The organism is Methylobacterium sp. J-048 (genome assembly GCF_022829515.1).
Lineage (GTDB): Bacteria > Pseudomonadota > Alphaproteobacteria > Rhizobiales > Beijerinckiaceae > Methylobacterium.
In genome coordinates this window covers 48433-74466 of sequence record NZ_JAKSYL010000131.1, presented here as the reverse complement: position 1 = coordinate 74466, position 26034 = coordinate 48433, and the positions used below count along the sequence as shown (strand labels likewise).

Annotated in this window: 22 protein-coding genes and 1 tRNA gene; 11 read left to right on the top strand and 12 right to left on the bottom strand. The window is 71.9% G+C overall.

All coding sequences use genetic code 11. The features are described 5' to 3' along the window. The first annotated feature begins 4 nt into the window (after positions 1-4). The gene (locus tag MKL09_RS12010; protein WP_244020385.1) at positions 5-3223 is read left to right on the top strand and encodes an efflux RND transporter permease subunit; all 3219 of its coding nucleotides are present in this window, start codon (positions 5-7) and stop codon (positions 3221-3223) included. 354 nt (positions 3224-3577) lie between these two features. Beyond that, positions 3578-5575: a methyl-accepting chemotaxis protein gene (locus MKL09_RS12005; RefSeq protein ID WP_244020383.1), complete on the top strand. Its 1998-nt coding sequence runs from the start codon at positions 3578-3580 to the stop codon at positions 5573-5575. Positions 5576-5611: 36 nt separating this feature from the next. Here MKL09_RS12005 and MKL09_RS12000 read toward each other — a convergent pair whose 3' ends face one another. The 7 genes from MKL09_RS12000 to MKL09_RS11970 form a co-directional block, all read right to left on the bottom strand. Beyond that, a complete protein-coding gene (locus MKL09_RS12000) occupies positions 5612-8767 on the bottom strand; it encodes an efflux RND transporter permease subunit (protein WP_244020381.1) in 3156 nt (1051 codons plus the stop codon). Beyond that, positions 8764-10212, bottom strand: a complete 1449-nt coding sequence (locus MKL09_RS11995; RefSeq protein ID WP_244020379.1) for an efflux RND transporter periplasmic adaptor subunit — start codon at positions 10210-10212, stop codon at positions 8764-8766. The genes MKL09_RS12000 and MKL09_RS11995 overlap by 4 nt, the downstream gene beginning before the upstream one ends. Next, on the bottom strand, positions 10209-10616 hold the full coding sequence (locus MKL09_RS11990) for a FixH family protein (protein WP_244020377.1): 408 nt from the start codon (positions 10614-10616) through the stop codon (positions 10209-10211). Before MKL09_RS11990 ends, MKL09_RS11995 begins: the two co-directional genes overlap by 4 nt. A gap of 78 nt (positions 10617-10694) precedes the next feature. Then, entirely contained in the window at positions 10695-11123 is a 429-nt protein-coding gene (locus tag MKL09_RS11985) for a hypothetical protein (RefSeq protein WP_244020375.1), read from the bottom strand. Positions 11124-11433: 310 nt separating this feature from the next. After that, the gene (locus tag MKL09_RS11980; protein WP_244020373.1) at positions 11434-11838 is read right to left on the bottom strand and encodes a thiol-disulfide oxidoreductase DCC family protein; all 405 of its coding nucleotides are present in this window, start codon (positions 11836-11838) and stop codon (positions 11434-11436) included. A 248-nt stretch (positions 11839-12086) separates the two neighbouring features. Next, positions 12087-12162, bottom strand: a tRNA-Ile gene (locus MKL09_RS11975). 38 nt (positions 12163-12200) lie between these two features. Then, positions 12201-12857, bottom strand: coding sequence for a DNA-3-methyladenine glycosylase family protein (locus MKL09_RS11970; protein ID WP_244020371.1), 657 nt, complete (start codon positions 12855-12857; stop codon positions 12201-12203). A 178-nt stretch (positions 12858-13035) separates the two neighbouring features. Between MKL09_RS11970 and MKL09_RS11965 the strand changes: the two genes are divergently transcribed. The 3 genes from MKL09_RS11965 to MKL09_RS11955 are packed head-to-tail and all read left to right on the top strand — an operon-like array spanning position 13036 to position 14274. After that, positions 13036-13593: a metallophosphoesterase gene (locus tag MKL09_RS11965; protein ID WP_244020401.1), complete on the top strand. Its 558-nt coding sequence runs from the start codon at positions 13036-13038 to the stop codon at positions 13591-13593. Between the two features lie 59 nt (positions 13594-13652). Continuing rightward, positions 13653-13979 carry a hypothetical protein gene (locus MKL09_RS11960; protein ID WP_244020370.1) on the top strand — a complete coding sequence of 109 codons (327 nt, stop codon included), beginning with the start codon at positions 13653-13655 and terminating at the stop codon, positions 13977-13979. Between the two features lie 55 nt (positions 13980-14034). After that, positions 14035-14274, top strand: coding sequence for a hypothetical protein (locus tag MKL09_RS11955; RefSeq protein WP_244020368.1), 240 nt, complete (start codon positions 14035-14037; stop codon positions 14272-14274). A 295-nt stretch (positions 14275-14569) separates the two neighbouring features. Here the strand turns inward: MKL09_RS11955 and MKL09_RS11950 are convergent, their stop codons facing one another. Beyond that, complete coding sequence (locus tag MKL09_RS11950; protein ID WP_244020367.1) at positions 14570-15319, bottom strand: sigma-70 family RNA polymerase sigma factor; 750 nt, start codon at positions 15317-15319, stop codon at positions 14570-14572. Between the two features lie 274 nt (positions 15320-15593). On the opposite strand from MKL09_RS11950, the gene MKL09_RS11945 reads away from it, so the two are divergent. From MKL09_RS11945 to MKL09_RS11925, 5 genes are all read left to right on the top strand, one after another. Next, positions 15594-16775 carry a YihY/virulence factor BrkB family protein gene (locus MKL09_RS11945; protein ID WP_244020366.1) on the top strand — a complete coding sequence of 394 codons (1182 nt, stop codon included), beginning with the start codon at positions 15594-15596 and terminating at the stop codon, positions 16773-16775. A 109-nt stretch (positions 16776-16884) separates the two neighbouring features. Further along, on the top strand, positions 16885-18177 hold the full coding sequence (locus tag MKL09_RS11940; RefSeq protein ID WP_244020365.1) for a LarC family nickel insertion protein: 1293 nt from the start codon (positions 16885-16887) through the stop codon (positions 18175-18177). Then, complete coding sequence (locus MKL09_RS11935) at positions 18174-18989, top strand: adenine nucleotide alpha hydrolase (protein ID WP_244020364.1); 816 nt, start codon at positions 18174-18176, stop codon at positions 18987-18989. The genes MKL09_RS11940 and MKL09_RS11935 overlap by 4 nt, the downstream gene beginning before the upstream one ends. Further along, entirely contained in the window at positions 18986-19666 is a 681-nt protein-coding gene (larB, locus tag MKL09_RS11930) for a nickel pincer cofactor biosynthesis protein LarB (RefSeq protein ID WP_244020363.1), read from the top strand. The genes MKL09_RS11935 and larB overlap by 4 nt, the downstream gene beginning before the upstream one ends. A 157-nt stretch (positions 19667-19823) precedes the next feature. Then, positions 19824-20933: an aldo/keto reductase gene (locus MKL09_RS11925; RefSeq protein ID WP_244020362.1), complete on the top strand. Its 1110-nt coding sequence runs from the start codon at positions 19824-19826 to the stop codon at positions 20931-20933. Between the two features lie 15 nt (positions 20934-20948). Here MKL09_RS11925 and MKL09_RS11920 read toward each other — a convergent pair whose 3' ends face one another. The 4 genes from MKL09_RS11920 to MKL09_RS11905 all read right to left on the bottom strand — a co-directional run bounded on the left by MKL09_RS11920 (position 20949) and on the right by MKL09_RS11905 (position 24583). Continuing rightward, positions 20949-23222, bottom strand: a complete 2274-nt coding sequence (locus tag MKL09_RS11920) for a xanthine dehydrogenase family protein molybdopterin-binding subunit (protein ID WP_244020361.1) — start codon at positions 23220-23222, stop codon at positions 20949-20951. A 103-nt stretch (positions 23223-23325) separates the two neighbouring features. After that, complete coding sequence (locus tag MKL09_RS11915) at positions 23326-23607, bottom strand: BrnA antitoxin family protein (RefSeq protein ID WP_244020360.1); 282 nt, start codon at positions 23605-23607, stop codon at positions 23326-23328. After that, positions 23586-23858, bottom strand: a complete 273-nt coding sequence (locus MKL09_RS11910) for a BrnT family toxin (protein ID WP_244020358.1) — start codon at positions 23856-23858, stop codon at positions 23586-23588. The genes MKL09_RS11915 and MKL09_RS11910 overlap by 22 nt, the downstream gene beginning before the upstream one ends. A gap of 179 nt (positions 23859-24037) precedes the next feature. Beyond that, positions 24038-24583: a PepSY domain-containing protein gene (locus MKL09_RS11905; protein WP_244020357.1), complete on the bottom strand. Its 546-nt coding sequence runs from the start codon at positions 24581-24583 to the stop codon at positions 24038-24040. Between the two features lie 206 nt (positions 24584-24789). Between MKL09_RS11905 and MKL09_RS11900 the strand changes: the two genes are divergently transcribed. After that, positions 24790-26028 (top strand): pyridoxal-phosphate-dependent aminotransferase family protein, encoded by a 1239-nt coding sequence (locus MKL09_RS11900; protein ID WP_244020355.1) that lies wholly within the window; start codon positions 24790-24792, stop codon positions 26026-26028. The last annotated feature ends 6 nt before the right edge of the window (positions 26029-26034 follow it).

The window sequence follows — 26034 nt, the reverse complement described above, 5'->3', positions numbered from 1 at the left end:
GGACATGCTGAGCCGCATCCTCGACCTTTCGATCCGCCAGCGCTGGCTGGTCCTGCTCCTCGTGCTGCTGGCGGCGGGCTTCGGTGCCACGGCGCTGACCCGGCTGCCGATCGACGCGGTGCCCGACATCACCAACAACCAGGTGCAGATCAACACCCTGGCGCCGGCCCTGTCGCCGGTCGATATCGAGCGCCAGGTGACCTACCCGGTCGAGACCGCGCTGGCCGGCATCAAGGGGCTCGACTACACCCGCTCGCTCTCGCGCAACGGCTTCTCGCAGGTCACCGCGGTCTTCGACGAGCGGCTCGACATCTACTTCGCCCGCCAGCAGGTCGCCGAGCGCCTGTCCCAGGTGAAGGGCGACCTGCCCCCCGGGGCCGAGCCGCATATGGGGCCGATCTCGACCGGCTTGGGCGAGATCTCCATGTGGTCGGTCCAGTACGCGACGCCCGGGGCGCGCACGGTCGTGCCCGCCGGCAGCCCGGGCTGGCAGCCGGACGGCAGCTACCGCACCCCGGAGGGCCAGAGTCTCGCCACCGAGCTGGAGCAGACCGCCTACCTGCGCACCGTCCAGGACTGGATCATCCGGCCCCAGATCCGGACCGTGCCCGGGGTAGCCGGGGTCGACGGCATCGGCGGCTACGAGAAGCAGTACCACGTCCAGCCCGACCCGACGAAGCTGACCGCCCTCGACCTGTCCTTCGCGGACGTCGCCCGGGCGCTCCAGGCCAACAACGCCAACCAGGGCGCCCGCTACCTGGAGGATAACGGCGAGGGCACCATCGTGCGCGCCGCCGGCCGGCTGGAGAGCCTGGAGGCGATCGGCGACGTGGTGGTCGCCACCCGCGGCGGCGTGCCGGTGCGGGTCCGGGACGTGGCGACCCTGCGCTTCGGGCGCGAATTGCGCACCGGCTCGGGCAGCGCGGACGGCCGGGAGGCGGTGATCGGCACCGCCCTGATGCGGATCGGCGAGAACAGCCGCACGGTGGCGGCCGCGGTCGCCGCGCGCCTGGACCAGATCCGCCGCACCCTGCCCCCCGGCATCGCGGTGCAGACGGTGCTCGACCGGACCGTGCTGGTCGAGGCCACGATCCGCACGGTCGCGCAAAACCTCGCCGAGGGTGCGGCCCTGGTGATCGCGATCCTGTTCCTGCTGCTGGGCAACATCCGGGCCGCCCTGATCACGGCCCTGATGATCCCGGTCGCCATGCTGATGACCGTGACCGGCATGGTCGAGGGAAAAATCTCGGCCAACCTGATGAGCCTCGGCGCCCTGGATTTCGGCCTGATCGTCGACGGGGCGGTGATCGTCACCGAGAACGCGCTCCGCCACCTCGCCGAGCGCCAGCACGCGCTGGGGCGCCGGCTCGACTTGGCGGAGCGCCTGGAGACGGTCCGGGCCTCGGCCGAGGAGATGATCCGCCCGTCGCTCTACGGGCAGGCGATCATCATCCTGGTCTACGCGCCGCTCCTGACCTTCACGGGGGTCGAGGGCAAGATGTTCGAGCCGATGGCGCTGACCGTGATCCTCGCGCTGGCCTGCGCGTTCGTCCTGTCGCTGACCTTCGTGCCGGCGCTGATCGCCATCGTGATCACCGGCCGGGTCGGCGAGGCCGACAACCCGCTGATCCGGGGCGTCAAGGCCGCCTACCGGCCGCTGCTGACCGCGGCGATCCGGACGCCGGCGCCGTTCCTGGGGGCGGCCCTGCTTCTGCTCGTGGGCGCCGGCCTGCTGGCGGCCCGGCTCGGGACCGAGTTCATCCCGCTGCTGGACGAGAAGAGCATCGCGCTCAACGCCAGCCGGATCCCTTCGACCTCCCTGACCCAGTCGCAGGCGATGCAGCTCAAGGTCGAGCAGGCGGTCGCGCGCTTCCCGCAGGTGGCCACCGTGTTCTCGAAGACCGGCACCGCCGAGATCGCCTCCGACCCGATGCCGCCGAACGCCTCGGACACGTTCGTGATCCTGAAGCCGCAGGCGGCGTGGCCCGATCCCACGCTGACCAAGGCGGCGCTCCAGGTGCAGATCGAGGCGGCTTTGGGCGCGCTCGCCGGCAACGTCTACGAGTTCTCCCAGCCGATCCAGCTGCGCTTCAACGAGCTGCTCGCCGGGACCCGGGGCGACCTCGCCGTCAAGGTGTTCGGCGACGCCTTCGAGCCGATGCTGAAGACCGCCAACCAGATCGCCGGGATCCTGCGCGGCATCGACGGGGCCGACGACGTCAAGGTCGAGCAGATCGCCGGCCTGCCGGTCTTCGAGATCGCAATCGACCGGACCGAGGCGGCGCGGCTCGGCCTGAGCACCGGGGCGATCCAGGAGGTGATCGGCGCCGCCATCGGCGGGCGGGACGCCGGCTTCGTGTTCGAGGGCGACCGGCGCTTCCCGATCGTGGTGCGCCTGACCGACGCCGTCCGGGAGGACCGCGAGGCCCTGGAGAACCTCCCCGTCCCCCTGCCCCCGGGGCCGAACGGCAAGGTCGCGTCCGTGCTGCTGCGCCAGGTCGCCAGCTTCTCGGTGACCGAGGGGCCGAACCAGATCTCGCGGGAGAACGGCCGGCGGCGCGTGGTCGTCACCGCCAATGTCCGCGGCCGGGACATCGGCTCGCTGGTGGCGGAGGCGCAGGGCAAGGTCGCCGAGCAGGTCGCGCTGCCGGCCGGCTCCTCCGTGACCTGGGGCGGCCAGTTCGAGAACCTCGCCTCGGCCCGGCGGCGGCTGACCCTGGTGGTGCCGGTCTGCTTCGGGCTGATTGTCCTGCTGCTGACCTCGGCGCTCGGCAGCGCCCGCGACGCGCTCCTCGTCTTCAGCGCCGTGCCGCTGGCGCTCACCGGCGGCATCGCGGCGCTGTGGCTGCGGGGCATGCCGCTCTCGGTGCCGGCCGCGGTCGGGTTCATCGCGCTCTCGGGCGTCGCGGTGCTGAACGGCCTGGTGATGCTGAGCTTCATCAAGCAGCTCGTCGCCGAGGGCCGGCCGCTGCGGGCGGCGATCCTGGAGGGGGCCCTGACCCGGCTGCGGCCCGTCGCCATGACCGCGCTCGTCGCCTCGCTCGGCTTCGTCCCGATGGCGCTGGCCACCGGCACCGGCGCGGAGGTGCAGAGGCCGCTCGCCACCGTGGTGATCGGCGGCCTGATCAGCGCGACCCTGCTGACCCTGGTGGTCCTGCCGGCCCTCTACGCCCGCTTCGGGAGGGTGCATCGCGGCGCGGCCCCGGCGCAGGATGGGGCCTGATCGGACCGGCCCCTGCGAATCGGGCTTCGGCTGGTCCGGCGCGGGTCCGTCCCGGGCCGCCGGAAACGGATGCGCGGAGGCGGGCGCGAGGATCGCGTCGCGTTCGGCGCCGAAGGCAATCGGCGCCGGCATGACCAGTGCGTGAATTTTTTTGTTTTATGTTCGTCTCGAACGATACGCGCCAAAAAGGATCGAAGCATTTATCGAAAAATTTTGGCAACAACATTTCATGCAGATACCTAGATGCGTCGCATTGTAGCGATTTCGCAAAGCTTGACATCATCATGACGCGCCAGGAAAGATTTACCTTTGGTATGCGAAGATAATTTAAATTCTTCATAGGATGACATCGCGATGAATTTGGGAATCCGCCTTCGGCTGTACGCCGGTTTCAGCTTTTTGGTATTGATCGCGGCCGTCATCGGCATCTATTCGTTCTATCAGCAGACCGTCATCAACGAACAATACGCGGCGCGGGGCCGGCTCGAGACGATCGCCCGGTCCGTCTTCACGCTCAACAGCCTCGCGGCGAACCTGACCGGCGAGGCCGAACAGAGCCGGCTCGCACCGAAGCCGGAGCAGATCACCGCTCTGGAACGGACCCGGCAGGCGATCGAGCAGACGACCGAAGCCTTGGTCACCTTGGCGCTCTCGGACGAGGGGCGCCGGCTCTACGCGGAGGCGCGCGATCACGCCCGGGCCCTGAAGCCGGAACTGGATCGCCTCGCGGCGGCGGGCACCAGCCTGAGCGCAGCCAAGGACGGCCTGTTCACCGGCGGCGACACGCTGACCCGCGCGACGAACCTTTTGGTGGCGGAGGTGCGCGTGCATGCCGGGGGGGGGACCCTCGCCGCCGCCCAGACCGCCGAGGGCGCCATCCTGCTGGTCCGCGTCGCCAACTGGCGCTTCCTGGCCACCCTCGACCCGAAGGGGCCTGCCACCTTCGCCACCGCTGTCGAGAAGGCCAAGGCCGCCCTTGAGGCGTTCAAAGGAAGTGAGGGCGGGGCCGCCTTCGCGCAGCAGGCCCGGGCCGTCACCGAGGCGCTCGATGCCTATGCCGGCAATTTCGACGTGACCATCCGGGCGATGGCGACCGCGAAGACGGCGTTCGAGACCGGCATCAAGCCGCACACGGAGGCGATCGAGCAGGTGGGTGCGACGGCGCGGGACAAGATCAAGGTCGCGGTCGACGCGATCGCCGAGGCGACGGCGGCCACGGTGGCGAGCGCCCAGCGGGTGCAGATCGGCCTGGTCGGCCTGGCCGTCATCCTCGGCGGGCTGCTGGCCTTCGTGATCGCCCGCAGCATCATCGGGCCGATCACCGGCATGACCGACGCCATGAAGCGCCTGGCGGAGGGCGACACCCGGGTCGTCGTGCCCTCCCAGGATGCCACCGACGAGATCGGCGCCATGGCCAAGGCGGTGGACGTTTTTCGCCAGAACGCCATCGCGCGCACCGAGCTCGAGGCCGCCCAGGTCGCCGAGCAGGCCGCCCGCCTGAGCCGGGTCGAGCGGGTCGACCAGCTGGTCAAGGCCTTCGAGCAGAACGTGTCCGCCTCGCTGCAGGTCGTCACCGGGGCCGCCACCGAGCTCGATGCGACGGCGCGCTCGATGACCCAGGTCGCCGACAACACCAACAGCCAGGCGGTGGCCTCCAGCGCCGCCGCCGAGCAGACCTCGGCCAACGTCCAGACCGTGGCGGCGGCGGCCGAGGAGATGGTCTCGTCGCTGCAGGAGATCGAGCGCCAGGTGATCCGGTCCAGCGAGGTCGCCGGCACCGCCGCCCACGAGGCCGAGGCGACCAACGCCGCCATGGCCAGCCTGCGGCTGGCCGCCGATCAGATCGGCGCCGCGGTGACGACGATCTCCGGCATCGCCTCGCAGACCAACCTGCTGGCGCTGAACGCGACCATCGAGGCGGCCCGGGCCGGCGACGCGGGACGGGGCTTTGCCGTGGTGGCGTCCGAGGTGAAGGAGCTGGCCGGCCAGACGGCGAAGGCCACGGAGGAGATCGGCGGCCAGATCGCGGCGATCCAGGCGGCCACCGGCCAAGCTGCCGAGGCGATCGAGCAGATCGCCCGCACGATCGCGACGGTCAACGAGATCAGCGGTGCGATCGCCTCGACGGTGGTGGAGCAGACCGCGGCCACCAGCGAGATCTCGCGCAATGCCGGCGAGGCGGCAAGGGGCACGCAGGACGTCTCGTCGAACGTCGCCCGGGTGCTGGCCTCCTCCGGGGAGACCGGCAGCGCCGCCACCCAGGTGCTGAACGCCGCGGCCGAGCTGGCCGCCCAATCCCTGAAGGTCAAGCAGGAGGTCGACGGCTTCCTGCGGGATATCCAGGCGGCGTGAGCCCTGTGCGGGACCGCGGCCCGCGCCGCGGTCCCGTCACGCCGCGGCCCGGGCCGCGTCCGCATCCGGCAGGTCGGCCACCGCCGGCAGGCCGCGGCCCTTGATCAGGCCGTAGACCGCCGGGATCACGATCAGGGTGAGCAGCGTCGAGGAGGCCATGCCGCCGATCATCGGTACGGCGATCCGCTGCATCACCTCGGAGCCCGCGCCGGTGCTCCACAGGATCGGCACCAGGCCGGCCATGATCGCCACCACGGTCATCATCTTCGGGCGGACCCGCTCCACCGCCCCGACCATGATGGCGGCGCGCAGGTCCTCGCGGGTGAGGGGCCGCCCTTCCCGCATGGCCTCGCCGCGCCGCTCGGTCAGCGCCTGGTCGAGATAGACCAGCATCAGGATGCCGGTCTCGGCGGCGACGCCGGCCAGCGCGATGAAGCCCACCGCCACGGCGACCGACAGGTGGAAGCCCATCGCCCACATCAGCCAGACGCCGCCGACCAGCGCGAAGGGCAGCGACAGCAGCACGATCAGCGTCTCGGTCACCCGGCGGAACACCCCGTAGAGCAGCAGGACGATCACCATCAGGGTCGCCGGCACGACGATCCGCAGCCGGGCCTCGGCCCGCTCCAGGGCCTCGAACTGGCCGCTCCATTGCAGCGTCATGCCCTCCGGCAGCGGCACCGCGCGGGCCACCACGTCCCGCGCCTCTCCGACGTAGCCGCCGAGGTCGCGCCCGGCGATGTCGACGTAGAGATAGAGCGCGAGCCGACCGTTCTCGGTGCGGATCGCGGTCGGCCCGCGCGCCAGCTGGATCGACGCGACCGCGCCGAGCGGCACCGTCCCGCCGGCGGGCAGCGCCACCTGGACGTCGTTGGCGATCGCCTGCGGGTCGGAGCGCAGGGCGCGCGGGTAGCGCACGGTGACGCCGTAGCGCTCGCGCCCCTCCACGGTGGTGGTGACGGTGGCCGCGCCGAGCGCCGTGGCGACCACGTCCTGGACGTCGCCGACGGTGAGGCCGTAGCGGCCGAGCGCCTCCCGATCCGGGGTGATGTCGAGGAAGGTGCCGCCCACGACCCGCTCGGCATAGGCGCTCGTCGTGCCCGGCACCGTGCGGATTGCCGCCTCGACCGCCCGGGCGACCGATTCCATCGCCGAGAGATCGGTGCCGAACAGCTTGACCCCCACGGGGGTGCGGATGCCGGTGGCGAGCATGTCGATCCGGGCGCGGATCGGCTGGGTCCAGGCGTTGGACACGCCGGGAAACTGCAGCGCCTTGTCCATCTCGGCCCGCAGGCTCGCCAGCGTCACGCCGGGCCGCCACGCCGCCGGGGCTTTGAGCCGGATGATCGTCTCGAACATTTCCAGCGGCGCCGGATCGGTCGCGGTGCCGGCGCGGCCCGCCTTGCCGTAGACCGAGGCGACCTCCGGAAACGTCTTGATGATCCGGTCCTGGGTCGCCAGCAGCTCCGCCGCCTTGGTGACGGAGAGGCCCGGCAGGGTGGTCGGCATGTAGAGCAGCGTGCCCTCGTTGAGTTCGGGCATGAATTCCGAGCCGAGCTGGCGCGCCGGCCAGAGCGTGGCGGCCAGCACCCCGAGGGCCAGGAGGAGCGTCAGGGTCCGGGCCCGCAGCACCGCGGCGATCAGCGGCCGGTAGGCCCCGACCAGCAGCCGGTTCACCGGGTTGCGGTGCTCCGGCACGATCCGGCCGCGCACGAACAGGATCATCAGCGCCGGCACCAGGGTCACCGACAGGAGCGCGGCGGCGGCCATCGCGAAGGTCTTGGTGAAGGCGAGCGGCCCGAACAGCCGGCCCTCCTGGCTCTCCAGGGTGAAGATCGGCAGGAACGAGACCGTGATGACCAGGAGCGACAGGCACAGGGACGGGCCGACCTCGGCGGCCGCCCCGACCAGGATCTCGGCCCGGGGCCGGTCCGGCGGGGCACGCTCCAAATGCTTGTGGGCGTTCTCGATCATCACGATGGCGGCGTCGATCATCGCCCCGACCGCGATGGCGATGCCGCCCAGACTCATGATGTCGGCGCCGAGCCCGAGCGCCCGCATGGCCGAGAACGCCATCAGGATCGCCACGGGCAGCATCAGGATCGCCACCAGCGCGCTGCGCAGGTGCAGCAGGAACACCACGCAGACCAGCGCGACGATGGCGCATTCCTCGACCAGGGTGTGGGTCAGCGTCGCGATGGCCGCGTCGATGAGCTGCGACCGGTCGTAGACCGGCACGATCTCGGTCCCGGCGGGTAGGCTCTTGGCGACCTCGGCCAAACGATCCTTGACGCTGGCGATGACGGCGCGGGCGTTCGCCCCGAAGCGCTGCACGACGATGCCGCCGGCGACCTCGCCCGCCCCGTCGAGCTCGGCGATCCCGCGCCGCTCGTCGGGCCCGATCTCCACCCGGGCGACGTCGCGCACCCGCACCGGCGTGCCGTTGTCGCTCTTGAGCACGACGGCGCCGAGATCCTGGGTGCCCTTGAGATAGCCCCGGCCGCGCACCACCACCTCGAACTCGGACAGCTCGATCGTGCGGCCGCCGATCTCGGCGTTGCTCGCCCGGATGCCGTCGCGCAGGCGGTTCAGGCCGATACCCTGCGCCCGCAGGCGGTTCGGATCGACGATCACGCTGTACTGCTTGACGAAGCCGCCCACCGGGGCGACCTCCGCCACCCCCTCCCCGCGCGAGGCCGCGAACCGGACCACCCAATCCTGCAGGGACCGGAGTTCGGCCAAAGTCCGCTGCCGGGCCAGGATCACGTACTGGTAGACCCAGCCGATCCCGGTGGCGTCGGGCCCGAGCGTCGGGATCACCCCGGCGGGCAGGCGGCTGGCCGGGCCGTTGAGGGATTCGAGCACCCGCGAGCGTGCCCAGTACGGGTCGGTGCCGTCCGCGAAGATGATCGTGACGAACGAGACCCCGAACATCGAGACCCCGCGCACCACCTTGGAGCGCGGCACGGTCAGCATGGCGGTGGTCAGCGGGTAGGTGACCTGGTCCTCGACCACCTGCGGCGCCTGGCCCGGATACTCGGTGTAGACGATGGTCTGCACGTCCGAGAGGTCCGGGATGGCGTCCAGCGGCAGGGTGCGCAGGGCCTGGACGCCCCCCGCCACCGCGAAGACGGTGGCGATCAGCACGAGCACGCGGTTGCGCGCCGACCAGGCGATCAGCCGGGCGATCATCGGCCGCCCTCCCCGTCGGCGGCCGGCGGGGCGGCGAGGCTCGCCAGCGCCGCCTTCAGGTTGCTCTCGGCGTCGATCAGGAAGTTGGCCGCGGTGACGACCCGCTCGCCGGCCCGGAGGCCCGCGCGGATCTCGACATAGCCGTCGCCGCGCCGCCCGATCTCCACCGCCCGGGGCGCGAACCGGCCGTCCCCGGCCTCGATCAGCACCGCCTGGCGCGACCCGGTCTCGAGCACGGCCTCTTCGGGCACCGCCGCCACCGGATCGGTGGCGCCCGTGGCGATCTCCACATCCGCATACATGTCGGGCAGGAGCAGCCCGTCCGGGTTCGGCAATTCGATCCGGATGCGGGTCGCGCGGGTCTCCCGGTTCACCTGCGGGTAGATCATCCCGACCCGGCCGGTAAAACTGCGGCCGGGCACCCGCACGGTGGCGGCCTGGCCGACGCGTACGCCGGCGAGGTCGTGCTCCGGCACGTCGGCCAGGACCCAGATCCGCGACAGGTCGGCGATCCGGAACAGGGTGTCGCCCGCCGCCGCCTTCATGCCCTCGATGGCCCGCCGTTCGAGCACCAGCCCGTCGCGCGGGGAGGCCCAGGTGATCGCGCGGGGCACCGTCCGGGTCCGCTCCATCTCGGCGATCACCGCCTCCGAGACGTTGAGGTTGCGGATTCGCCGGCGGGCGCCGTCGAAGCCCGGATTGGCGATCAGCTGCGCGGCGGCGGCGTTGATCTCGGGCGCGTAGACCGAGACCAGGGGCTGGCCCTGCCGGACCCGGTCTCCGGTGGTGACGTCCTCGACATGGTCGACATAGGCGTCGGCCCGGGTCGCCACCACGGTGACCCGGCGCTCGTCGAGCGCGACCGTGCCCGGCACCCGGACCGGCCGGGACACGACCCGGCGCTCGACCACGGCGCTGCGCACGCCGGTGCGCTGGATCCGCCCCGGCGAGACCGTGACGGTGCTCGGGTCCGGATCGTCGCCGTCATAGACCGGGATGTAGTCCATCCCCATCGGGTCCGTCTTGGGCACCGGCGAGGTGTCGGGCAGGCCCATCGGGTTGCGGTAGTAGCGCACCGTCCGGGCGGGATTTTTTAGCCGGTCGCCCTCCCCCGGCCCGGCCCGACCCGAACCATCCTCGGCGGCGGGCCGGTCGAAGCGGAGATCTTCGCTGGCGTGGACGGCCCGGAACAGGCGCCCGTCCTCGGTCATCATCGGCGACAGGGAGTAGACCGGCTTGCCGTCCGGGTCCCGGTAATACACCACCGGCCCCGAGACCTTCGGCTCGGCGGCCGGAGGCCCGGCGGCGAAGCCAGCCCAGGCGCGTGCGACGGACAGGGGCGCCGCGCCGTCGCTCACGCGCCCCGCCCCATAGCCGAGGCCCCCCGCCGCCACGGCGACGAGGGTCCCGGTCAGCCAGGCCGGGCAGCTCACGGCACGGCTCATGGGACGGCCCGGAAGACGAGCTTGTCGCTCACCGTGCCGGTCTCGCCCTGGAGCTTCGCCCCCAGCGACAGCCGCCAGCCGCCCGCCATGGTGAGCTTGGTCTTGAACCGGTAGAGGCCCGGCTCCGTGGACGGGAGCTGCGCGAGGGTCGAGGTCATCTCGTCCATGCTGTCGGGGGCCATGTCGATGCGCTTGGCGAAGATCACCGCGTCGGTGACCGGCTGGCCGCTGCGCGTGTCGACCAGCCGGACCGTCAGGACGGCCTCGCCGACCTTGGCCTCCCGGGTGACGAGCTCGAACCGGTAATCCGCCGGGGCGGCCCGCGCCGGGCCGGACAGGGCGGCGCCGACGAGCGCGGCCGCCAGGGCGCGCGCCAAGGATTGGGCAACAGGTTGAAAGGTCACGAAAAATCTCCTGAACCACGATGGCCGGCCGCACGGGCGTGCGGCCTCACGCGGGCGTCGCGGCCCGCGGCATCGGGGTCAGGCTCGGGGCGGCTCGGGCGGCGGCGTCCCGGTGACGCTGGCGAACCCGTCGGCGCGCCGCGCGAACGCGGTCGCCCCGGTGGCGAGTGGCACCGGCAGGCCGATCCCGGAGGGCGGCAGGGAGGCGAGGCTGCCGAGGCACAGGGCCATCAGCGGGCAGCCCTTGAGGCAGCCCTTGGCGCCGTCCCCGGGCTGATCCGCCGGCGCCGCAGCCTCGGGCGGGCAGCACGGCATGGCCGCCATGGCGGCGTCGGCCATGTCCATCGCGGCCATCGCGTGGCCGTGCTCATGCGGCACGGCCTGATTCCCCTGGGCTATCGGCGCATGCATGCCGGCGACCGCCGCGGGGGCGGCGACCGGAATCAGGGCGAGGCTCAGAACCGCCAGAAGCGGAAGCAGCCGCCGAAGGGCCAACCAGAGGATCACGGGCTTAGGATGCCAGCTTTCGCGGCTTTGCGGAAGCGTTCCGGCGGATGTTTGAGCCGACCGGGTCTGGGCCACCCGCGAGCAGCCTCGCGCATGTCGGGACGGTGGGCGCTCGCAGGCGTGGCGGGTCGGTGAGATCATTGGTGTTGCCGTCCTCGAGAGCCCGGAGCGCCTGATCGGGCGTCCTGTCGGTCTTCCCGGTGCTCGGCGCAGCGGCCAAGGGCGGTGTCGCCATGGCGGCGAGCATCCCCGCCCCGAGATCCGCTCCGCGTTCCCGCCGCGATCGTCCGCGGAATTCTAGGGCGCGGGCTCAGTGCTGCCGGCGGGCGATCAGCCGCGCCAGTTGCGGCCGCAGGGGTAGCGACAGCCGGTAGGCCGCCTCCGCCAGCGGCAGGACGAGCGGCAGCCCGAAGACGCGCAGCTCGACGAGGCGGCCGAGCCAGCGCCAGTTCGGCAGGACACGCCACAGCCGCGCAAACGCCGCCGCCCCCGATACCAGCCGACCATCCGCGCCACGCACGTGGAAGCGCCGCAGCGCGTCGCCCCGGTCGAGATCCGGCCCGAGGCCCACCGTCGGCGCATTGCGCCCGACATCGACGAAGGCGATCCGCTCGGCCCCGCGGCATTGGCGGTAGTGACCGATCTCGGCCCGGCAGAGCGGACAGCCGCCATCGTAGTAGACGGTCAGGTCGGAGCCCATCGGATCAGTTCTCATGGTTTGCACGGCTACGCCGCGCCCCGTGCCAGCGGGACGAAAGGTGCGGCCAGGAGCAGCCGGATTTCGGTGCGGGTTTCGAGGAAACGCCGAAGCCCTCCGATCGACTCGCGAGCGGACGCTGTCTCAAGGTCGCAGATCATCCGGCCTGTGGTCTTGGAAGATCTGCCGATGGCCTGCAGGGCGGCGAGAGCCAAGTGCGGGGCCGGCCGAAAATCTTGTTCTGCTGCGAGACCTTGCAAAACAGGTGGTGGGCCCGGCAGGACTCGAACCTGCAACCAGACCGTTATGAGCGGTCGGCTCTAACCATTGAGCTACAGGCCCTGCGCCCGCGAAACGGATAGCCGATCGGGGGGCGTCCGTCACCCGGATTTCACCGCGGCGCGGGGGCGGCCCGCGGGGAGGCTCGGCGGCTCCGCCGGGGCGGTGTCCTTGATGCGCCACAGGTAGCGGGCCAGGATCGAGCGGTACGGCGCGAACGGGGCCGCGAGGGCGGGCGTGTCGGTGCCGCCGGTGAGCCGGCGCAGGCAGCCCACCGCCGCGACGTCGCCCGCGGGCCAGATGTCGGGGTCCTGGAAGTGGAAGATGCCGATCATGTCGGCGGTCCAGGGGCCGATTCCGCGGATGCCGCACAGGATCGCGGCGCGCTCGGCCTGCGGCAGGCCGGCGAGGTCGGGGCCGAGCAGGCCGGCCACCTCGGCGGCGACGATCGCCTGGAGGGCGCGGACCTTGTTGCCCGAGATGCCGCAGGCCCGCAGCAGAGCCGGGTCGCCGGCCTCGAACAGCGTGCGCGGGCTCGAGCCCGCTGCCGCCGCCGCGGCCTCGACCCGCGTCCAGATCGCCGCCGCAGCCCGGGTGGAGAGCTGCTGGTTCACGACCTCGACGAACAGCCGGTCGGCCACGCAGGCATGCGGCGGCGGGTCGATCCGGAGCGGGCCGGCCTGCCGGATCGCGGCCTCCAGGAGCGGATGTGCGCGGGCGGCGTCGAGCAGGTGCGCGTAGGCTGTGGGATCGAGCATCGCGGTCCAGATAGGTCGCATCGTCCCGAAAGCCCGAGGCACCCCTCCCGGACGATGCTCCGTCCCGCGGGGCGCGGCCGCGATGCCGCGCAAGCCTTGCCGGGCGCCCGCGCCGGTCCACCTCGGAGCGGCGCCGGATGCGACGGTGGATTGGGACGGGATTCGCGGATTCGGCGCCATGGCGATCTTCTTCACCGCGGACACGCATTTCGGCGACCCGCACATCCTGCGCCACCGCGGCGCGCGCCACGACAGCATCGCGGCGCATGACGCGGCCCTGGTCGCCGCCTGGAACGCCGTGGTCGGGCCGGAGGACACGCTCTGGCATCTCGGCGACTTCGCCGCGGGGGCGAGCCGGGCGCATTGCGCGGCGATCTTCGCGCAGCTCAACGGCATCAAGCGCCTCATCCGGGGCAACCACGATTCGAACCGCGTGCTCGACCTGCCCTGGGCCGAGCCACCCGCCGACAGCGCCCGGATCTCGGTCCCGGATGCGCAGGGCCGGGAGCACCGCCTGTTCCTGTCGCATTACGCGCACCGGGCCTGGCCCGGCCTGTGGCGGGAGACCCGCCATCTCTACGGCCACAGCCACGGCTGGCTGCCCGATACCAGCCGCTCCTGCGATGTCGGCATCGATGCCTGGGACGACCGCCCGATCGCCATCGACGCCATCCTGGCGCGCCAGGACGCGGCCGAGCTGGTGCCGGAGGAGATCGCCCGCCACGGGCTGCGCTGACCTTTTTCAGCCCGCGCGCTATGTCCGGTGGCGGATCCGAGACCCTGCGCGAGGCCGCCATGACCGACCCCTCTGCGACCGACCCCTTTGCGACCGAACCGCCACCCGCCTGGGCGGCCGCCGCCAGGCAGGCTGCCGCCGAACTCGACCTCGGGGGTGCCCTCGCCGGGCTGGACGCCGTGTCCTGGGCGCGACTGCGCGACCGCGCCGCCGCGATCCTGACCGCTGGAGGCGGCCCCCTGCCGTTGGATTGGGAGCGTGCGCTGGCCGGGACCGTGGGCCGGGCCGACCCCGATGCGCTGGCTCGCGATATCTTGGCGCACGACGAGGCCGACACGGTGCTGGCCGAGAAGGGCGAGGTGTTCGCGCCCGAGGACGATGCCTGAGACTTCGTGGCGCCGGGTGGTTGCCGTCGCGCCGCTTCAGGCCGATGTAGACCGAATGCCATACCCCGCCCATCAGCGTGCCGCCCCGAGACCCGCGCCCGGGACCGCCCCCACGGCCCTGCGGGTGTTCCCGGTCGCCAGCGGCGCCCCGGCCCTCGACGCGCAGACGCGGATGCGGCTCGGCCGCCAGCTGCAGGCGCTCTATGATCCGGTGATCGACGAGGCGCTGGATCCGAGGCTGGCGGAACTGCTGCAGCAGCTCGACGCGGACCGGGGCGAAGACGCGTCGCGCTGAAGGCGAGCACCGTGAAGCCGTTCTCGGAAACGGCTCTCAAGCCCTTGACGGGACGCGCTTACGAGCGCCAGGCCGGGGCCTGCTTCGGCGGCGGGCCCCCCAAAGGGGCTCCCGTCAGTGGATCGGGGGGATGTCACACCGACGGGAGCTGAGCCGGGACGACGGATCGACCTAGCTCGCCCTATGTCGCCCGGGAATGACCCCGGGCGCCTTCACTTAAGTCAAATTTTCTGGCGAATACAGAGGGTGTCGCGTCGGATAGGGGTATTCGCCGGTGGATACCGTGGAGGCCGCGTCAGGCCGAGGTCGCGGTCACCGACAGCATCACCCCGTCGTTGCCGATCTCGGCCCCGGTATAGCCGAGCATCCGAGCGAGCTGCTCCCGGGCCCGCCAGACCCGGCTCTTCACGGTGCCGATCTGGCACTGCATGACGGCGGCGGCCTCTTCGTAGCTCATGTTCTCGATCGCCACGAGGACCAGCGCCTCGCGCATCACGGGCGCGAGACGTTCGAGGGCCGCACGCACGTCCTGGAGGTCGAGATGGCCGCCCTGCTCCGGGATGCTGGTCAGCCGCTCGGCATAGCTGCCGTCGGTGTCGGCGACCTCGCGGCCGTGCTTGCGGTGCTGGCTGTAGAACACGTTGCGCAGGATCGTGAACAGCCACGCCTCCAGGTTGGAGCCGGGGGTGAAGCCGGTACGCCCGCGCCAGCCACGCAGCAGCGTATCCTGCACGAGGTCGTCGGCCGCGGCCGGGTCGCGGGTCAACGAGACCGCGAAGCGGTGCAGGGCCGGCACCACCTTCAGCAGGCCGGCCCGGAACGCGGCCTCCCGCTCGCCCGCGCCTAAATCTTGGTCCTTGGCGAGCGCGGCGTCGAGGCGCGCCAGCAGGTCGGCGAAGCGATCCGAGGCAGCCCCCGGGGTCGGGCCGACCTGGTCGTAGGTGAGGCCGAGCAGGGTGCCGAGGTGGCTGCGGACCGCTTCCGGCAGGCCGTGCCGGATGTCGCGGGCCGGATCGAGCAGGGTGTGGCCTTCTGTGTCGGGCATCAGGTCCGGGCGTCGGCGAACGGGTCGGTCGTGCCCGTTGCAGACGCTTGTGGCGCGCTTGCGCCGCCCTCGCGCCAACATGGGTTAGAACCCGGCGCGCGGACGATGAAACCGGTCCAATACAAGCAAGAGTGCGGCACTGAGGACCGGATACCGCCACGGATTACAACTGGACGGCGAACCGGGGCGTGCACAGCGGCGTTCCCCTGTCGGATCCGCGGCCCCGTCGGGTGCCGTTCGCAGGCGATCCGTGACCCCGCGCCGAGGCGTATCGATGGCTTCTCCCGATCCAGACCGCAGCGCGGCCCGCGACCCCGGGGGGCCGGCCTCGACGGTCTGGACCCTGGCGCTGGCCACCGCCCTGGTCGGCCTGGTCGCGTTCCCGCGCCGGGCGGCCGGACCTACCGGGCCGCGGACGGATTCGGGCCCCCGGCCCGCCTTCGCGGGTTCCTCGGCGCACGAGCCTTCGCCCACGCACGAGGGCGACGACGCGAAGGCGGTCGCCCGGAGAGAGGCCGATCGCGGACGGGGTGCCACGCATCCGGCCGAGATCCCCGCCAAGGGCTGGAAGGACATCGCGCTGCGCACCTATCGCGACATCGGCGAGAACCGCCTGCCGCTGATCGCGGCGGGGGTGACCTTCTTCACCCTGCTGGCGATCTTCCCGGCGGTGGCGGCTTTGGTGTCCTGCTACGGCCTCGTGGCCGACGCCTCGACCATCAACGACCAGCTCGCCAGCCTCCAGGGCATCATGCCCCAGGGCGCCCTCGACATCCTCGGCGACCAGGTCAAGCGGCTGAACGAGAAGGGCAACACCGCGCTGGGCCTGAGCCTGGTCGTCAGCATCGTCCTGTCGGTCTGGAGCGCCAATGGCGGCGTGAAGCACGTCTTCGACGCGCTCAACATCGTCTACAACGAGCGCGAGAAGCGCAATTTCGTCCTGCTCAACGTGGTCTCCCTCGGCTTCACCGCGGGGGCGCTGGCCTTCCTGATCCTGGCCCTGGCCGCGGTCGTGGTGCTGCCGGTGGTGCTGACCTATGTCGGCCTCGGCACCGATGCCTGGTGGCTGACCCTGCTGCGCTGGCCGGCGCTGCTCGTGGCGGTCCTGCTCGGGCTCGCCATGCTCTACCGCTACGGCCCGAGCCGGGACGCGCCGCGCTGGCGCTGGGTGACGCCCGGGGGCGCCGCGGCGGCCGTGCTGTGGATCGTCGCCTCGCTGCTGTTCTCCTGGTACGTCGCCCATTTCGGCAGCTACAACAAGACCTACGGCTCGCTCGGTGCGGCCATCGGCTTCATGACCTGGATCTGGATCTCGACCATGATCGTGCTCGCCGGCGCCCAGCTCAACGCCGAGATGGAGCACCAGACCGCCGAGGACACGACGGTGGGCGAGCCCCAGCCGCTGGGCACGCGGCGGGCGCGCATGGCCGACTCGGTGGGCGCCGCGGCCGAGTGAGGCGACGGCGATACGCCGCGTCACCGGATCGAGGCGGCGTCCCTTGCCTTGAGCCGACGACGGCCGATCTGAGCGGCATCAGGATTCCGGTTCGGGCCGACCGACAGACATGCATATCCACCTCGACGCGCTCGGCGGCGTGGCCGGCGACATGTTCGCCGCCGCGCTGCTGGATGCCTTTCCCGAGCATCTGGAGGGCGTGCGCGCGAGCGTGCGGGCCGTCGATCCGCGCATCGCCTGCGCGGCGCCCGACCACAATGACGGCATCCTGCAGGGCTTGCGCTTCGCGGTCTCGGGTCCCGGGGCGGAGGCGCCGCCTGCACCGCATCGGCACGGCGGCCACCCGGCCCACCACCATCACGAGCCTCACCCGCACGATCACCCGCACAGCCATACCCACGATCCGGCGCCGCACGGCCACCGGCCCTGGTCCGAGATCCGCGCGGAGCTGGCGCGGGCGGACCTGGCGCCGGCCGTCCGGGCCCATGCGCTGGCGATCTTCGGGCACCTCGCCGACGCGGAGGCCCGGGTCCACGGCATCGCGGTCGACGCGGTGGCGTTCCACGAGGTCGGCGCCTTCGACTCGATCGCCGACATCGTCGCCGCCGCCCACCTGATCGCCGCGCTGGACGTGCGGAGCTGGAGCGTCTCGGCCCTGCCGCTGGGCTCCGGCCGGGTCCGGACCCAGCACGGGCCGCTGCCGGTGCCGGCGCCGGCCACCACGCTCCTGCTCGAAGGTTTTTCGACCCTCGACGACGGGATCCCGGGCGAGCGCGTGACCCCCACGGGCGCCGCGATTCTGCGCCATCTCTGCGGCACCGAGCCCGGGCGCGGCCGGCCCCCCGGCACGCTCGGGCGCAGCGGCATCGGCTTCGGCACCAGGGTGCTGCCGGGCTTGAGCAATTGCCTGCGCGCGCTGGCGCTGGACGACGCGCCCGCCTCCCGGTCGGAGCGGGGCGAGGTCGCGGTCATCGCGTTCGAGATCGACGACCAATCCGGCGAGGATCTGGCCATGGGCCTCGACCGCCTGCGCGCGGAGCCCGGCGTGCGCGACGTCGTGCAGATGCCGGTCCTGGGCAAGAAGGGCCGGATGATGGCCCATATTCAGGTCCTGGTGCAGCCCGAGAGCCTGGAGGCGGCGATCGCGGCCTGCTTCCGCGAGACCACCACGATCGGGCTGCGCCACCACGCGGTCGCGCGCGCGGTGCTCGACCGCGAGGCCGTGACGGTCGCGCCGGAGGGGCGCCCGGTCCGGGTCAAGGTCGTCGACCGGCCGGGCGGACGCACCGCCAAGGCCGAGGCCGACGACGCCCTGAACCAGGCGAGCCAGGCCGACCGGGCGCGCCTGCGCCGCGCGGCCGAGCGCCTCGCTTTGCAAGAGATCACGAAGGAGGAGCGGTGACGCGCGCGCATCTCGAAGCCGTGCTGGCGGAACTCGGGCCCGTCGCGGTGGCGGTGAGCGGCGGGGTCGACAGCCTGACGCTGGCCACCCTCGCCCACCGGCTGGCGCCACAGGCGACGCTTGTCGTCCACGCGGTCTCCCCGGCCGTGCCCGGCGAGGCGACCGCGCGGGTCCGGGCCGAGGCCGCCCGGGAGGGCTGGGACCTGCGGGTGATCGAGGCCGGTGAGTTCGCCGACCCGGCCTACCGGGCCAACCCCGTGAACCGCTGCTTCTTCTGCAAGACCAACCTGTACGGGGCGATCCGGAGCGTCACCGAAAGGCAGATCTTGTCCGGCGCCAATCGCGACGACCTCGGCGAGTACCGCCCCGGCCTCGACGCCGCCCGGGAGCACGGGGTGCGCCACCCCTACGTGGAGGCCGGCCTCGACAAGGCGGCCGTCCGGGCGCTCGCCCGCGACCTCGGCCTCGGAACGGTGGCGGACTTGCCGTCCGCGCCCTGCCTGTCGAGCCGGGTCGAGACCGGCATCCCGATCGAGCCGGAGACGCTGGGCTTCATCCACGCGGTCGAGCGGCTGGTCGGGGGCGCCCTCGATGCCGGTACGGGCGCCAGGCGGGCGGTCCGCTGCCGGGTGCGCGCCGAGGGCGTGGTGGTGGAGCTCGACGCCGGCAGCCTCGCCGCCCTCGACCCGAAGCGTCGCGAAAAACTCGGGGCCGGCATCCGGGAGATCGCGCCGCCGCGGCTGTCCGGCCCGGTCCGGTTCGCACCCTACCGGGTCGGCAGCGCTTTTCTGGTCGGAGCGGCACGGCCATGAGCGTTGCGGACGAGTTCACCCTCGACTTCGCCCGGCCGGAGCGGATCGGCCTGGAGGAGGCGATCTTCTGCGCCGGCAAGAGTGCCGAGCAGATCGACGCGATCCTGATGGCTGCCGGAGATCGGGGCGCCTCGCTGCTCCTGACCCGGCTCGATCCGGAGAAGTGCTCCCGGCTCGGGGCTGCGGCGCGGCTCGACTATTGCCCGGTCTCGCGCACGGCGGTGTTCGGGCAGGCCCCGCCGGTCGCCGGTCCGGCCCGGGTCGCCGTGGTGGCGGCCGGCACCTCGGACGTGCCCGTCGCCCGGGAGGCTTTGCGGACGCTCGGCTATGCCGGCCGGGCCGCGACGCTGTTCGCCGATGTCGGCGTCGCCGGCCTGTGGCGGCTGACCACCCGGCTCGAGGAGATCCGGGCGCATCCGGTGGTGATCGTCGCCGCCGGCATGGATGCGGCGCTGCCGAGCGTGGTCGGCGGCCTCGTGGCCGGGGCGGTGATCGCGGTCCCGACCTCCGTGGGCTACGGCGTCGCCGCGGGCGGCCGCGCGGCCCTCGACGCGGTGCTGGCGAGCTGCGCCCCCGGGATCACGGTGGTCAATATCGACAACGGCTACGGGGCGGCCTGCGCCGCCCTGCGCCTGCTCAACGCGGCGAGCCGCCTCGCCCAGGAGGTCGAACGATGATGTCCCGCCACCCGTTACCGCCCGAACTTGGAGCCGTTCCCGATCGCGCTGCGATCACGAACGGCTCGAACCTCTTGTTTCGACGCGCTCTCTTTCGCCGAACCGGTGTCCACTTCGGCGGCGAGCGCTTCAGATTCCTCCCGAACGGAGATATCCGATGGAACGCCGCAGCTTCCTCCAAGGCGCCGTGCTCGGCGCGGGAATCACGGGCGCCGGCAGCGCAGGTGCGGCCGTGAGCGCCCCGCCGCTTCCGAACACAAGGCCGCAGGATCCGGCCGACCTGCCGCTGATCACCGATCCGGGCGAGCGCCGGGGCGAGATGCTCTACCGCACCTTCGGCCGGACCTCGGAAAAGATCTCGGCGATCGGGATGGGCGGGTTCCATCTCGGCAAGAGCGCGGTGACCGACGACGAGGCGACCCGGCTGATCCACGAGGGCGTCGATCGCGGCATCACCTTCATGGACAATTGCTGGGACTACAACGAGGGCCGCTCCGAGCTGCGCATGGGCGCGGCGCTCGCCCAGGGCGGCTACCGCGACAAGGTCTTCCTGATGTCCAAGATGGACGGGCGGACCAAGGAGGAGGCGCTCAAGCAGATCGACCAGTCGCTCCTGCGCCTGCGCACCGACCGGATCGACCTCGTCCAGCATCACGAGATCCTGCGCTTCGACGACCCGGACCGCGTCTTCGCGGAGGGCGGCGCCATGGAGGGCTTCCTGGAGGCCAAGAAGCAGGGCAAGCTGCGCTATATCGGCTTCACCGGCCACAAGGACCCGCGCATCCACCTGCAGATGCTGGGCGTCGCGCAGGAGCGCGGCTTCCAGTTCGATTCCTGCCAGATGCCGCTCAACGTGATGGACGCGCATTTCCGCTCGTTCGGCCATCTTGTGCTGCCGCATCTCGTGGCCGAGGGCATCGCGCCGCTCGCCATGAAGACGTTTGGCGACGGGGTGATCCTGAAGGCCGACGCGCCGATCAAGCCGCTGGAATACCTGCATTTCTCGCTGAACCTGCCGGTCTCGGTGGTGATCACCGGCATCCAGAACCAGCGCGACCTCGACCAGGCCTTCGAGGCGGTGAAGACCTTCAAGCCGATGGATAAGGCGACGGTCGCCGAGTTGCTGTCCCGCTCCAAGCCTTACGCGCTGGAGGGCAAGTACGAGCTGTTCAAGACGAGCGCGACCTTCGACGGCACCGCCAAGAACGCGGCCTGGCTCGGCGAGGACGTGCAGAGCGTGAAGAAGCTCGCGCCGACGATGGAGTAGTCGCCGGCGCCTGCCTCACGCCACGTCCTCCAGCCGGATCGGCAGCTTGCGGATCCGGCGCCCGGTGGCGTGGTGGACGGCGTTGGCGATGGCCGCGTTGACGCCGATGATGCCGAGCTCACCGAGGCCCTTGAGGCCGAGGGCGTCGACTTGGTCGTCGGGGTCCGGCACCAGCAGCGCCTCGACCTCCGGGGCGTCGGCCGAGGTCGGGACGAGATACTCGGCGAGATCCGGATTGCGGTAGGCGGCGCCGTCGAGCACCGTCTCCTCCAGAAGCGCCGAGCCGAGGCCCCAGATCATCCCGCCCGTGAGCTGGCTCCGGGCGGTGAGCGGGTTGAGGATCCGCCCCGCCGCGAAGGCGCCGGTGAGCCGGGCCACCCGGATCTCCCCGGTCTCGGCATGGACGTGGACCTCGGCGAACTGCGCGCCGAAGCCCCACGACACGGCGTGGCCACCGCCGCCGAGTGCCAGCCCGATATGGCCCTGCCGCAGGGCCGCCAGCGCCTTCGCCCGGTCGCCGCCCGCGGGCACGAATTCGGCGAGCGTCTCGACGCCCTCGGGGCCGACCGTCTCGGCCAGGGCGATCCCGCTCCCGTCCGGCGCGGCGAGCCGCCCATCCGCGAGGCGCAAGGTCTCCGGATCCCGGCCGGCGAGGCGGCCGCCCTGCCCCGTCGCGGCCTGCGCCAGGGTCTCGCGGATCTGGCCGCAGCCGAGCGCCAGGGCGTTCATCAGGCTGGTCGTCGTGCTCGACCCGCCCGAGATGCCGGCCGCCGGCAGCGCCGTGTCGCCGAGCCGGACGTTGACCCGCGCCACCGGCACGCCGAGCCCCTCGGCCGCCCCCATGGCGAGCAGCGTGGTGATGCCGTTGCCGATCTCGTGATGCGCGCAGGCGACCTCCGCGCTGCCGTCCGGAGCCAGCCGCACCCGCAGGGTCGCGGCCGCGATCTTCACCGGCCGCACCGAGGCCGCGCAGCCCAGTCCGACGCGCCAGGGACCGTCCCGCATCGTCCCCGAGCGCGGCGCCCGGCGCGCCCAGCCGAAGGCCTGCGCCCCGGCATCGAAGCAGGCCATCAGTGGCCGCGTCGAGAACGGCTTGCCGGAGACCGGATCGACCGCCGTATCGTTGCGCCGCCGCAGGGCGATCGGGTCCATCTCCAGCGCCACCGCCATCTCGTCGACGGCGCTCTCCAGGGCGAACAGGTAGGGCACCTCCGGAGGCGCCCGCATCGGCCCCGGGGTGTTGCGGTCGACCCGCACCGCCCGCTCCTCGGTCCGGATGTTCGGGCAGGCATAGAGGCTCGCCGTGACCTCGGCGCCCTCCATGACGAACGGGTCGAATCGCGACGTGACCGTCTCGGCCTCGTGCACGAGCGCGGTGAACCGGCCGTCGCTTTCGGCCCCGAGCCGGATGGCGTGGCGCGATTCCGGCCGGTAATTGGCGATGGTGAAGCCTTGCCGCCGGGTCGGGACGAGCGAGACCGCTCGCCCGAGACGCCGGGCCGCCAGGGCGACCAGGGCCGTGTGCTGCGACAGCGCGAATTTCGAGCCGAAATGGCCGCCGATCAACCCGGACACGACCCGCACCTGCGCGGGGTCGAGGCCGAGCTGTGCGGCAAGCCCGTGCTGCACGGCGCCGACATAGCGGGTCGGCTCGTGCACGGTGAGCCTGTCGCCGTCCCAGGCGGCCCGGGTGGTGAACAGCTCGATCGGGTTGTGGTGCTGGATCGGGGTCTCGTAGCGCGCCTCGACCCGGATCGCGGCGTCCCGCCATCCGGCCTCGGCATCGCCCCGGACGATGTCCGCGTGCTGCGCCTTGAGATCCGCCAGCCGGACGGTCTCGGCCCCGGGCGCGTCGAAGCCGCCGGCGGCGGGCTCTTCCGCGTAGGAGACCCGCACCGCGCCGGCCGCCTCCTCGGCGGCCTCCTGGGTGGCGGCCACCACCAGGGCCACGATCTGGCCGGCATAGGCGACCGCGTCGGACTCCAGCGGCCGGTGCGAGCTGTTGGCGTAGCCGCCGGCCATCAGGTGCTTCACCGGCGCCACCGCCCCGGCGAAATCCCGGTGCGTGAAGATCCCGAGCACCCCCGGCACCCGCTGGGCGGCCCCGAGGTCGAACCCGGTGATCCGGCCCCGGGCGATGGTGCTGGTGACCAGGGCGGCGTGGGCGGTCGCCTCCGGGCCGGGCCGGTCGGAGGCGTAGAGCGCCCGGCCCGTGACCTTGTCGGGTCCCTCGACCCGGGTCTGGGCCGTCCCGAGGATTTTCTGGGAGTCTTGCGTACCTGATTCCATCGTTCGCGCTCCCGGTCCGCGGTCTCGTCCGGGAGCAATCGCCGAGGCGGCCGCCCGGCTCCGCGGCCGGGCGGCGGGGCGACACCATGCAGCGGCGGAGTGCTTATCCGTGGCGGCCGGCCTTCACCGCCTCGGTCAGGATCGCGTTCATCCGGGTTTGCCAGCCGCGGCCTGTCGCCTTGAACGCGTCCACGATGGCCGAATCGAGCCGGATCGTCACCGGCACCTTCGGACTGGCCGATGCCGGGCGTCCCGCCTTGCGGACCGACGCGACGGCTGCAAACTCCTCGGCGGTCAGAACCTCACGCGCCGGGCGCATTTCGTTCAGCGCGTCATCCGTCAGGATGGGGGCGTCCGGATCGGTCAGGGGCGACGTGCGAGCCATAGCGCGCGTTCCTTGCGGTGAGCAGGGCGAAGGGAGATCACGCGGAAGCCGTCCGCGGTCGGCGTGAACACCAGCATGACGGTGCGACGGCCGATCAGGCCGATCGCCTGGAAACGCCGCTCCGGATAAGGAAATCGGGTGTCCTGCCGGATCACGGCGGTGTCGAACTCGAAATCCTCCGCCAACTCGAAGGGCATGCCGCGCTCTTCGGCATTCCTGCGGCTCTTCGCGGGATCGAAGGTGATCGGCACGGGGTCTGTTTACGTGCCTTCTGCGCTCTTCGCAATAAGTGTACGTACGGAAATGCCCATCATCTATGGGGGGCCGCCATATCCCAAGCCGGTGATCGCGAATGTGGTCATACCCGCAGGGCTTTCCCCGGATGGGATTGGGCTGCGACGGCGCATCGCCGTCGCAGCCCGCGCGTCGTTCAGTCGACCACCTTCCCGTCCGGGCCGACCTTGACCGTCTGCTCCTTGTCGGCGCCGGCCACCTTGATCGCGTACTGGACCGCCTTGCCGTCCTTCTCGACCTCGGCCTCGTAGGCCTTGCCGCCGCCGGCCTTCTGCTCGGCGATGGTGAGCGCGTCCTTCAGCGAGGTCTTGGCGTTCTGGAAGTCGGCGGGCTTCAGCCGGGTGAAGTAGCGCTCGATCGGCTGGTTCTCGGTCTTGTACAGCGCGCCGGTATCGGCGTTGATGCCGTATTCCACCAGCTTGCCGCTCGGGTAGACGACCTTGATGGCGTAATGCGCCGGGTCCTTGCTGCCGGCCTTCTCGAAATCGGCGTCGATGGCGCGGCCGCCCTTCTCGTCGCCCTGCGCCTGGGCGGTGGTCAGTGCCTGGGCGAGGCCGACCTTTGCGACCTTGGCCACCTGCCATTCCTTGAGATTGCTGTCGGTCTGGGTGGCGGTCTGGGCCAGGGCGAGGCTCGTCGAGAGCGCGAGCAGGCCGGCCGCGGCGGCGAAGCGGTTGATCATGGCGGGTTTCCCTTTCCGGGTTCGATCGTGGGACCGAGAAACGCCGAGGCCCGAAAGGGGTTTCCGGGAATGGGAAAAAACACACCGCTTGATCGGAAGGCCGCGGATCCCTAGCAGCACTTTCGACCGCGCCATGGCCGGAGGCGACGTGGCCAGAGGATTGCGTCGCCCCGCCCGGAATGCGCGACAGCGAAGGAAGCCAGCCCGTGCTCGAGCAGATCGGCGAGATCGACCCGCCCCAGCGGCTCCTGATGGGGCCGGGCCCCGTCAATGCCCATCCCCGCGTGCTGCGCGCCATGTCGGCCGACCTGCTCGGGCAGTTCGACCCCGAGATGACCGCCTACATGAACGAGGTGATGGCGCTCTACCGCCCGATCTTCGGCACCGGGAACCGCTGGACCTTCCTGGTCGACGGCACGGCCCGGGCCGGGATCGAGGCCTCCCTGGTGAGCCTGGTCGCCCCCGGCGAGCGGGTGCTGGTGGTCAATTTCGGCCGGTTCGGCCTGCTGCTCACCGAGATCCTGGAGCGGGTCGGCGCCGTGGTCGAGACCGTGGACGCGCCCTGGGGCGAGGTCGTGCCCCTGGAGGCGATCGCCGCCGCGGTGGAGCGCTTCGGCCCGAAGGTCGTGGCCACCGTCCACGGCGACACCTCCACCACCATGGCCCAGCCCCTCGACGGGCTCGGCGACCTCTGCCGCCGGGCCGGCGCCCTCTCCTATGTCGACGCCACCGCGACCATCGGGGGCATGGAAATCGCCTCCGACCGCTGGGGCGTCGACGTGGTCACCGGCGGCCTGCAGAAATGCCTCGGCGGCCCCTCGGGTTCGTCGCCGATCACCGTCTCGCCGGCGGCGGCCGAGCGGATCTTTTCCCGGCGCCATGTCGAGCACGGCATCCGCCGGGACGACATCGACGACGGGCTGGGCGCCCGGATCGGCTCGAACTACTTCGACCTCGCCATGATCATGGATTACTGGTCGGAGAAGCGCCTGAACCACCACACCGAGGCGACCACCATGCTGTACGGCGCGCGCGAATGCGCCCGGGTGCTGCTGGGCGAGGGGCTGGAGGCCTGCTACCGCCGGCATGCGGCCGCAGGGGGCGCGGTCGCGGCGGGCATCCGGGCGATGGGGCTCACCGTGTTCGGCGACGACCGCTACCGGATGACCAACGTCACCGCGCTGTACATCCCGGACGGGATCGACGGCGAGGCGGTGCGGCGGCGGATGCGGGAGGATTTCGAGATCGAGATCGGCACCGCCTTCGGGCCGCTGGCCGGCAAGGTCTGGCGGATCGGCGCGATGGGCTACAACGCCCGCAAGCACAAGGTGCTGATCACCCTGGGCGCCCTGGAGGCGGTGCTGCGGGCGGAAGGGTTTTCCGTCCCGCCCGGCGCCGGCGTCGCGGCGGCTCTGGCCGCCTGGACCGCGAGCGCGGCCGCCTGAGCGCGC

What these genes read in the sequence shown, in the direction of transcription:
- larB (WP_244020363.1), top strand. Translation starts at nt 18,986, where the DNA reads ATGAGCGTTGCGGACGAGTTCACCCTCGACTTCGCCCGGCCGGAGCGG.
- MKL09_RS11915 (WP_244020360.1), bottom strand. Translation starts at nt 23,607, where the DNA reads ATGGCTCGCACGTCGCCCCTGACCGATCCGGACGCCCCCATCCTGACG.
- MKL09_RS11945 (WP_244020366.1), top strand. Translation starts at nt 15,594, where the DNA reads ATGGCTTCTCCCGATCCAGACCGCAGCGCGGCCCGCGACCCCGGGGGG.
- MKL09_RS11995 (WP_244020379.1), bottom strand. Translation starts at nt 10,212, where the DNA reads ATGAGCCGTGCCGTGAGCTGCCCGGCCTGGCTGACCGGGACCCTCGTC.
- MKL09_RS11965 (WP_244020401.1), top strand. Translation starts at nt 13,036, where the DNA reads ATGGCGATCTTCTTCACCGCGGACACGCATTTCGGCGACCCGCACATC.
- MKL09_RS11920 (WP_244020361.1), bottom strand. Translation starts at nt 23,222, where the DNA reads ATGGAATCAGGTACGCAAGACTCCCAGAAAATCCTCGGGACGGCCCAG.
- MKL09_RS12000 (WP_244020381.1), bottom strand. Translation starts at nt 8,767, where the DNA reads ATGATCGCCCGGCTGATCGCCTGGTCGGCGCGCAACCGCGTGCTCGTG.
- MKL09_RS12010 (WP_244020385.1), top strand. Translation starts at nt 5, where the DNA reads ATGCTGAGCCGCATCCTCGACCTTTCGATCCGCCAGCGCTGGCTGGTC.
- MKL09_RS11980 (WP_244020373.1), bottom strand. Translation starts at nt 11,838, where the DNA reads ATGAGAACTGATCCGATGGGCTCCGACCTGACCGTCTACTACGATGGC.
- MKL09_RS11955 (WP_244020368.1), top strand. Translation starts at nt 14,035, where the DNA reads ATGCCATACCCCGCCCATCAGCGTGCCGCCCCGAGACCCGCGCCCGGG.
- MKL09_RS11970 (WP_244020371.1), bottom strand. Translation starts at nt 12,857, where the DNA reads ATGCTCGATCCCACAGCCTACGCGCACCTGCTCGACGCCGCCCGCGCA.
- MKL09_RS11960 (WP_244020370.1), top strand. Translation starts at nt 13,653, where the DNA reads ATGACCGACCCCTCTGCGACCGACCCCTTTGCGACCGAACCGCCACCC.
- MKL09_RS11940 (WP_244020365.1), top strand. Translation starts at nt 16,885, where the DNA reads ATGCATATCCACCTCGACGCGCTCGGCGGCGTGGCCGGCGACATGTTC.
- MKL09_RS12005 (WP_244020383.1), top strand. Translation starts at nt 3,578, where the DNA reads ATGAATTTGGGAATCCGCCTTCGGCTGTACGCCGGTTTCAGCTTTTTG.
- MKL09_RS11925 (WP_244020362.1), top strand. Translation starts at nt 19,824, where the DNA reads ATGGAACGCCGCAGCTTCCTCCAAGGCGCCGTGCTCGGCGCGGGAATC.
- MKL09_RS11950 (WP_244020367.1), bottom strand. Translation starts at nt 15,319, where the DNA reads ATGCCCGACACAGAAGGCCACACCCTGCTCGATCCGGCCCGCGACATC.
- MKL09_RS11905 (WP_244020357.1), bottom strand. Translation starts at nt 24,583, where the DNA reads ATGATCAACCGCTTCGCCGCCGCGGCCGGCCTGCTCGCGCTCTCGACG.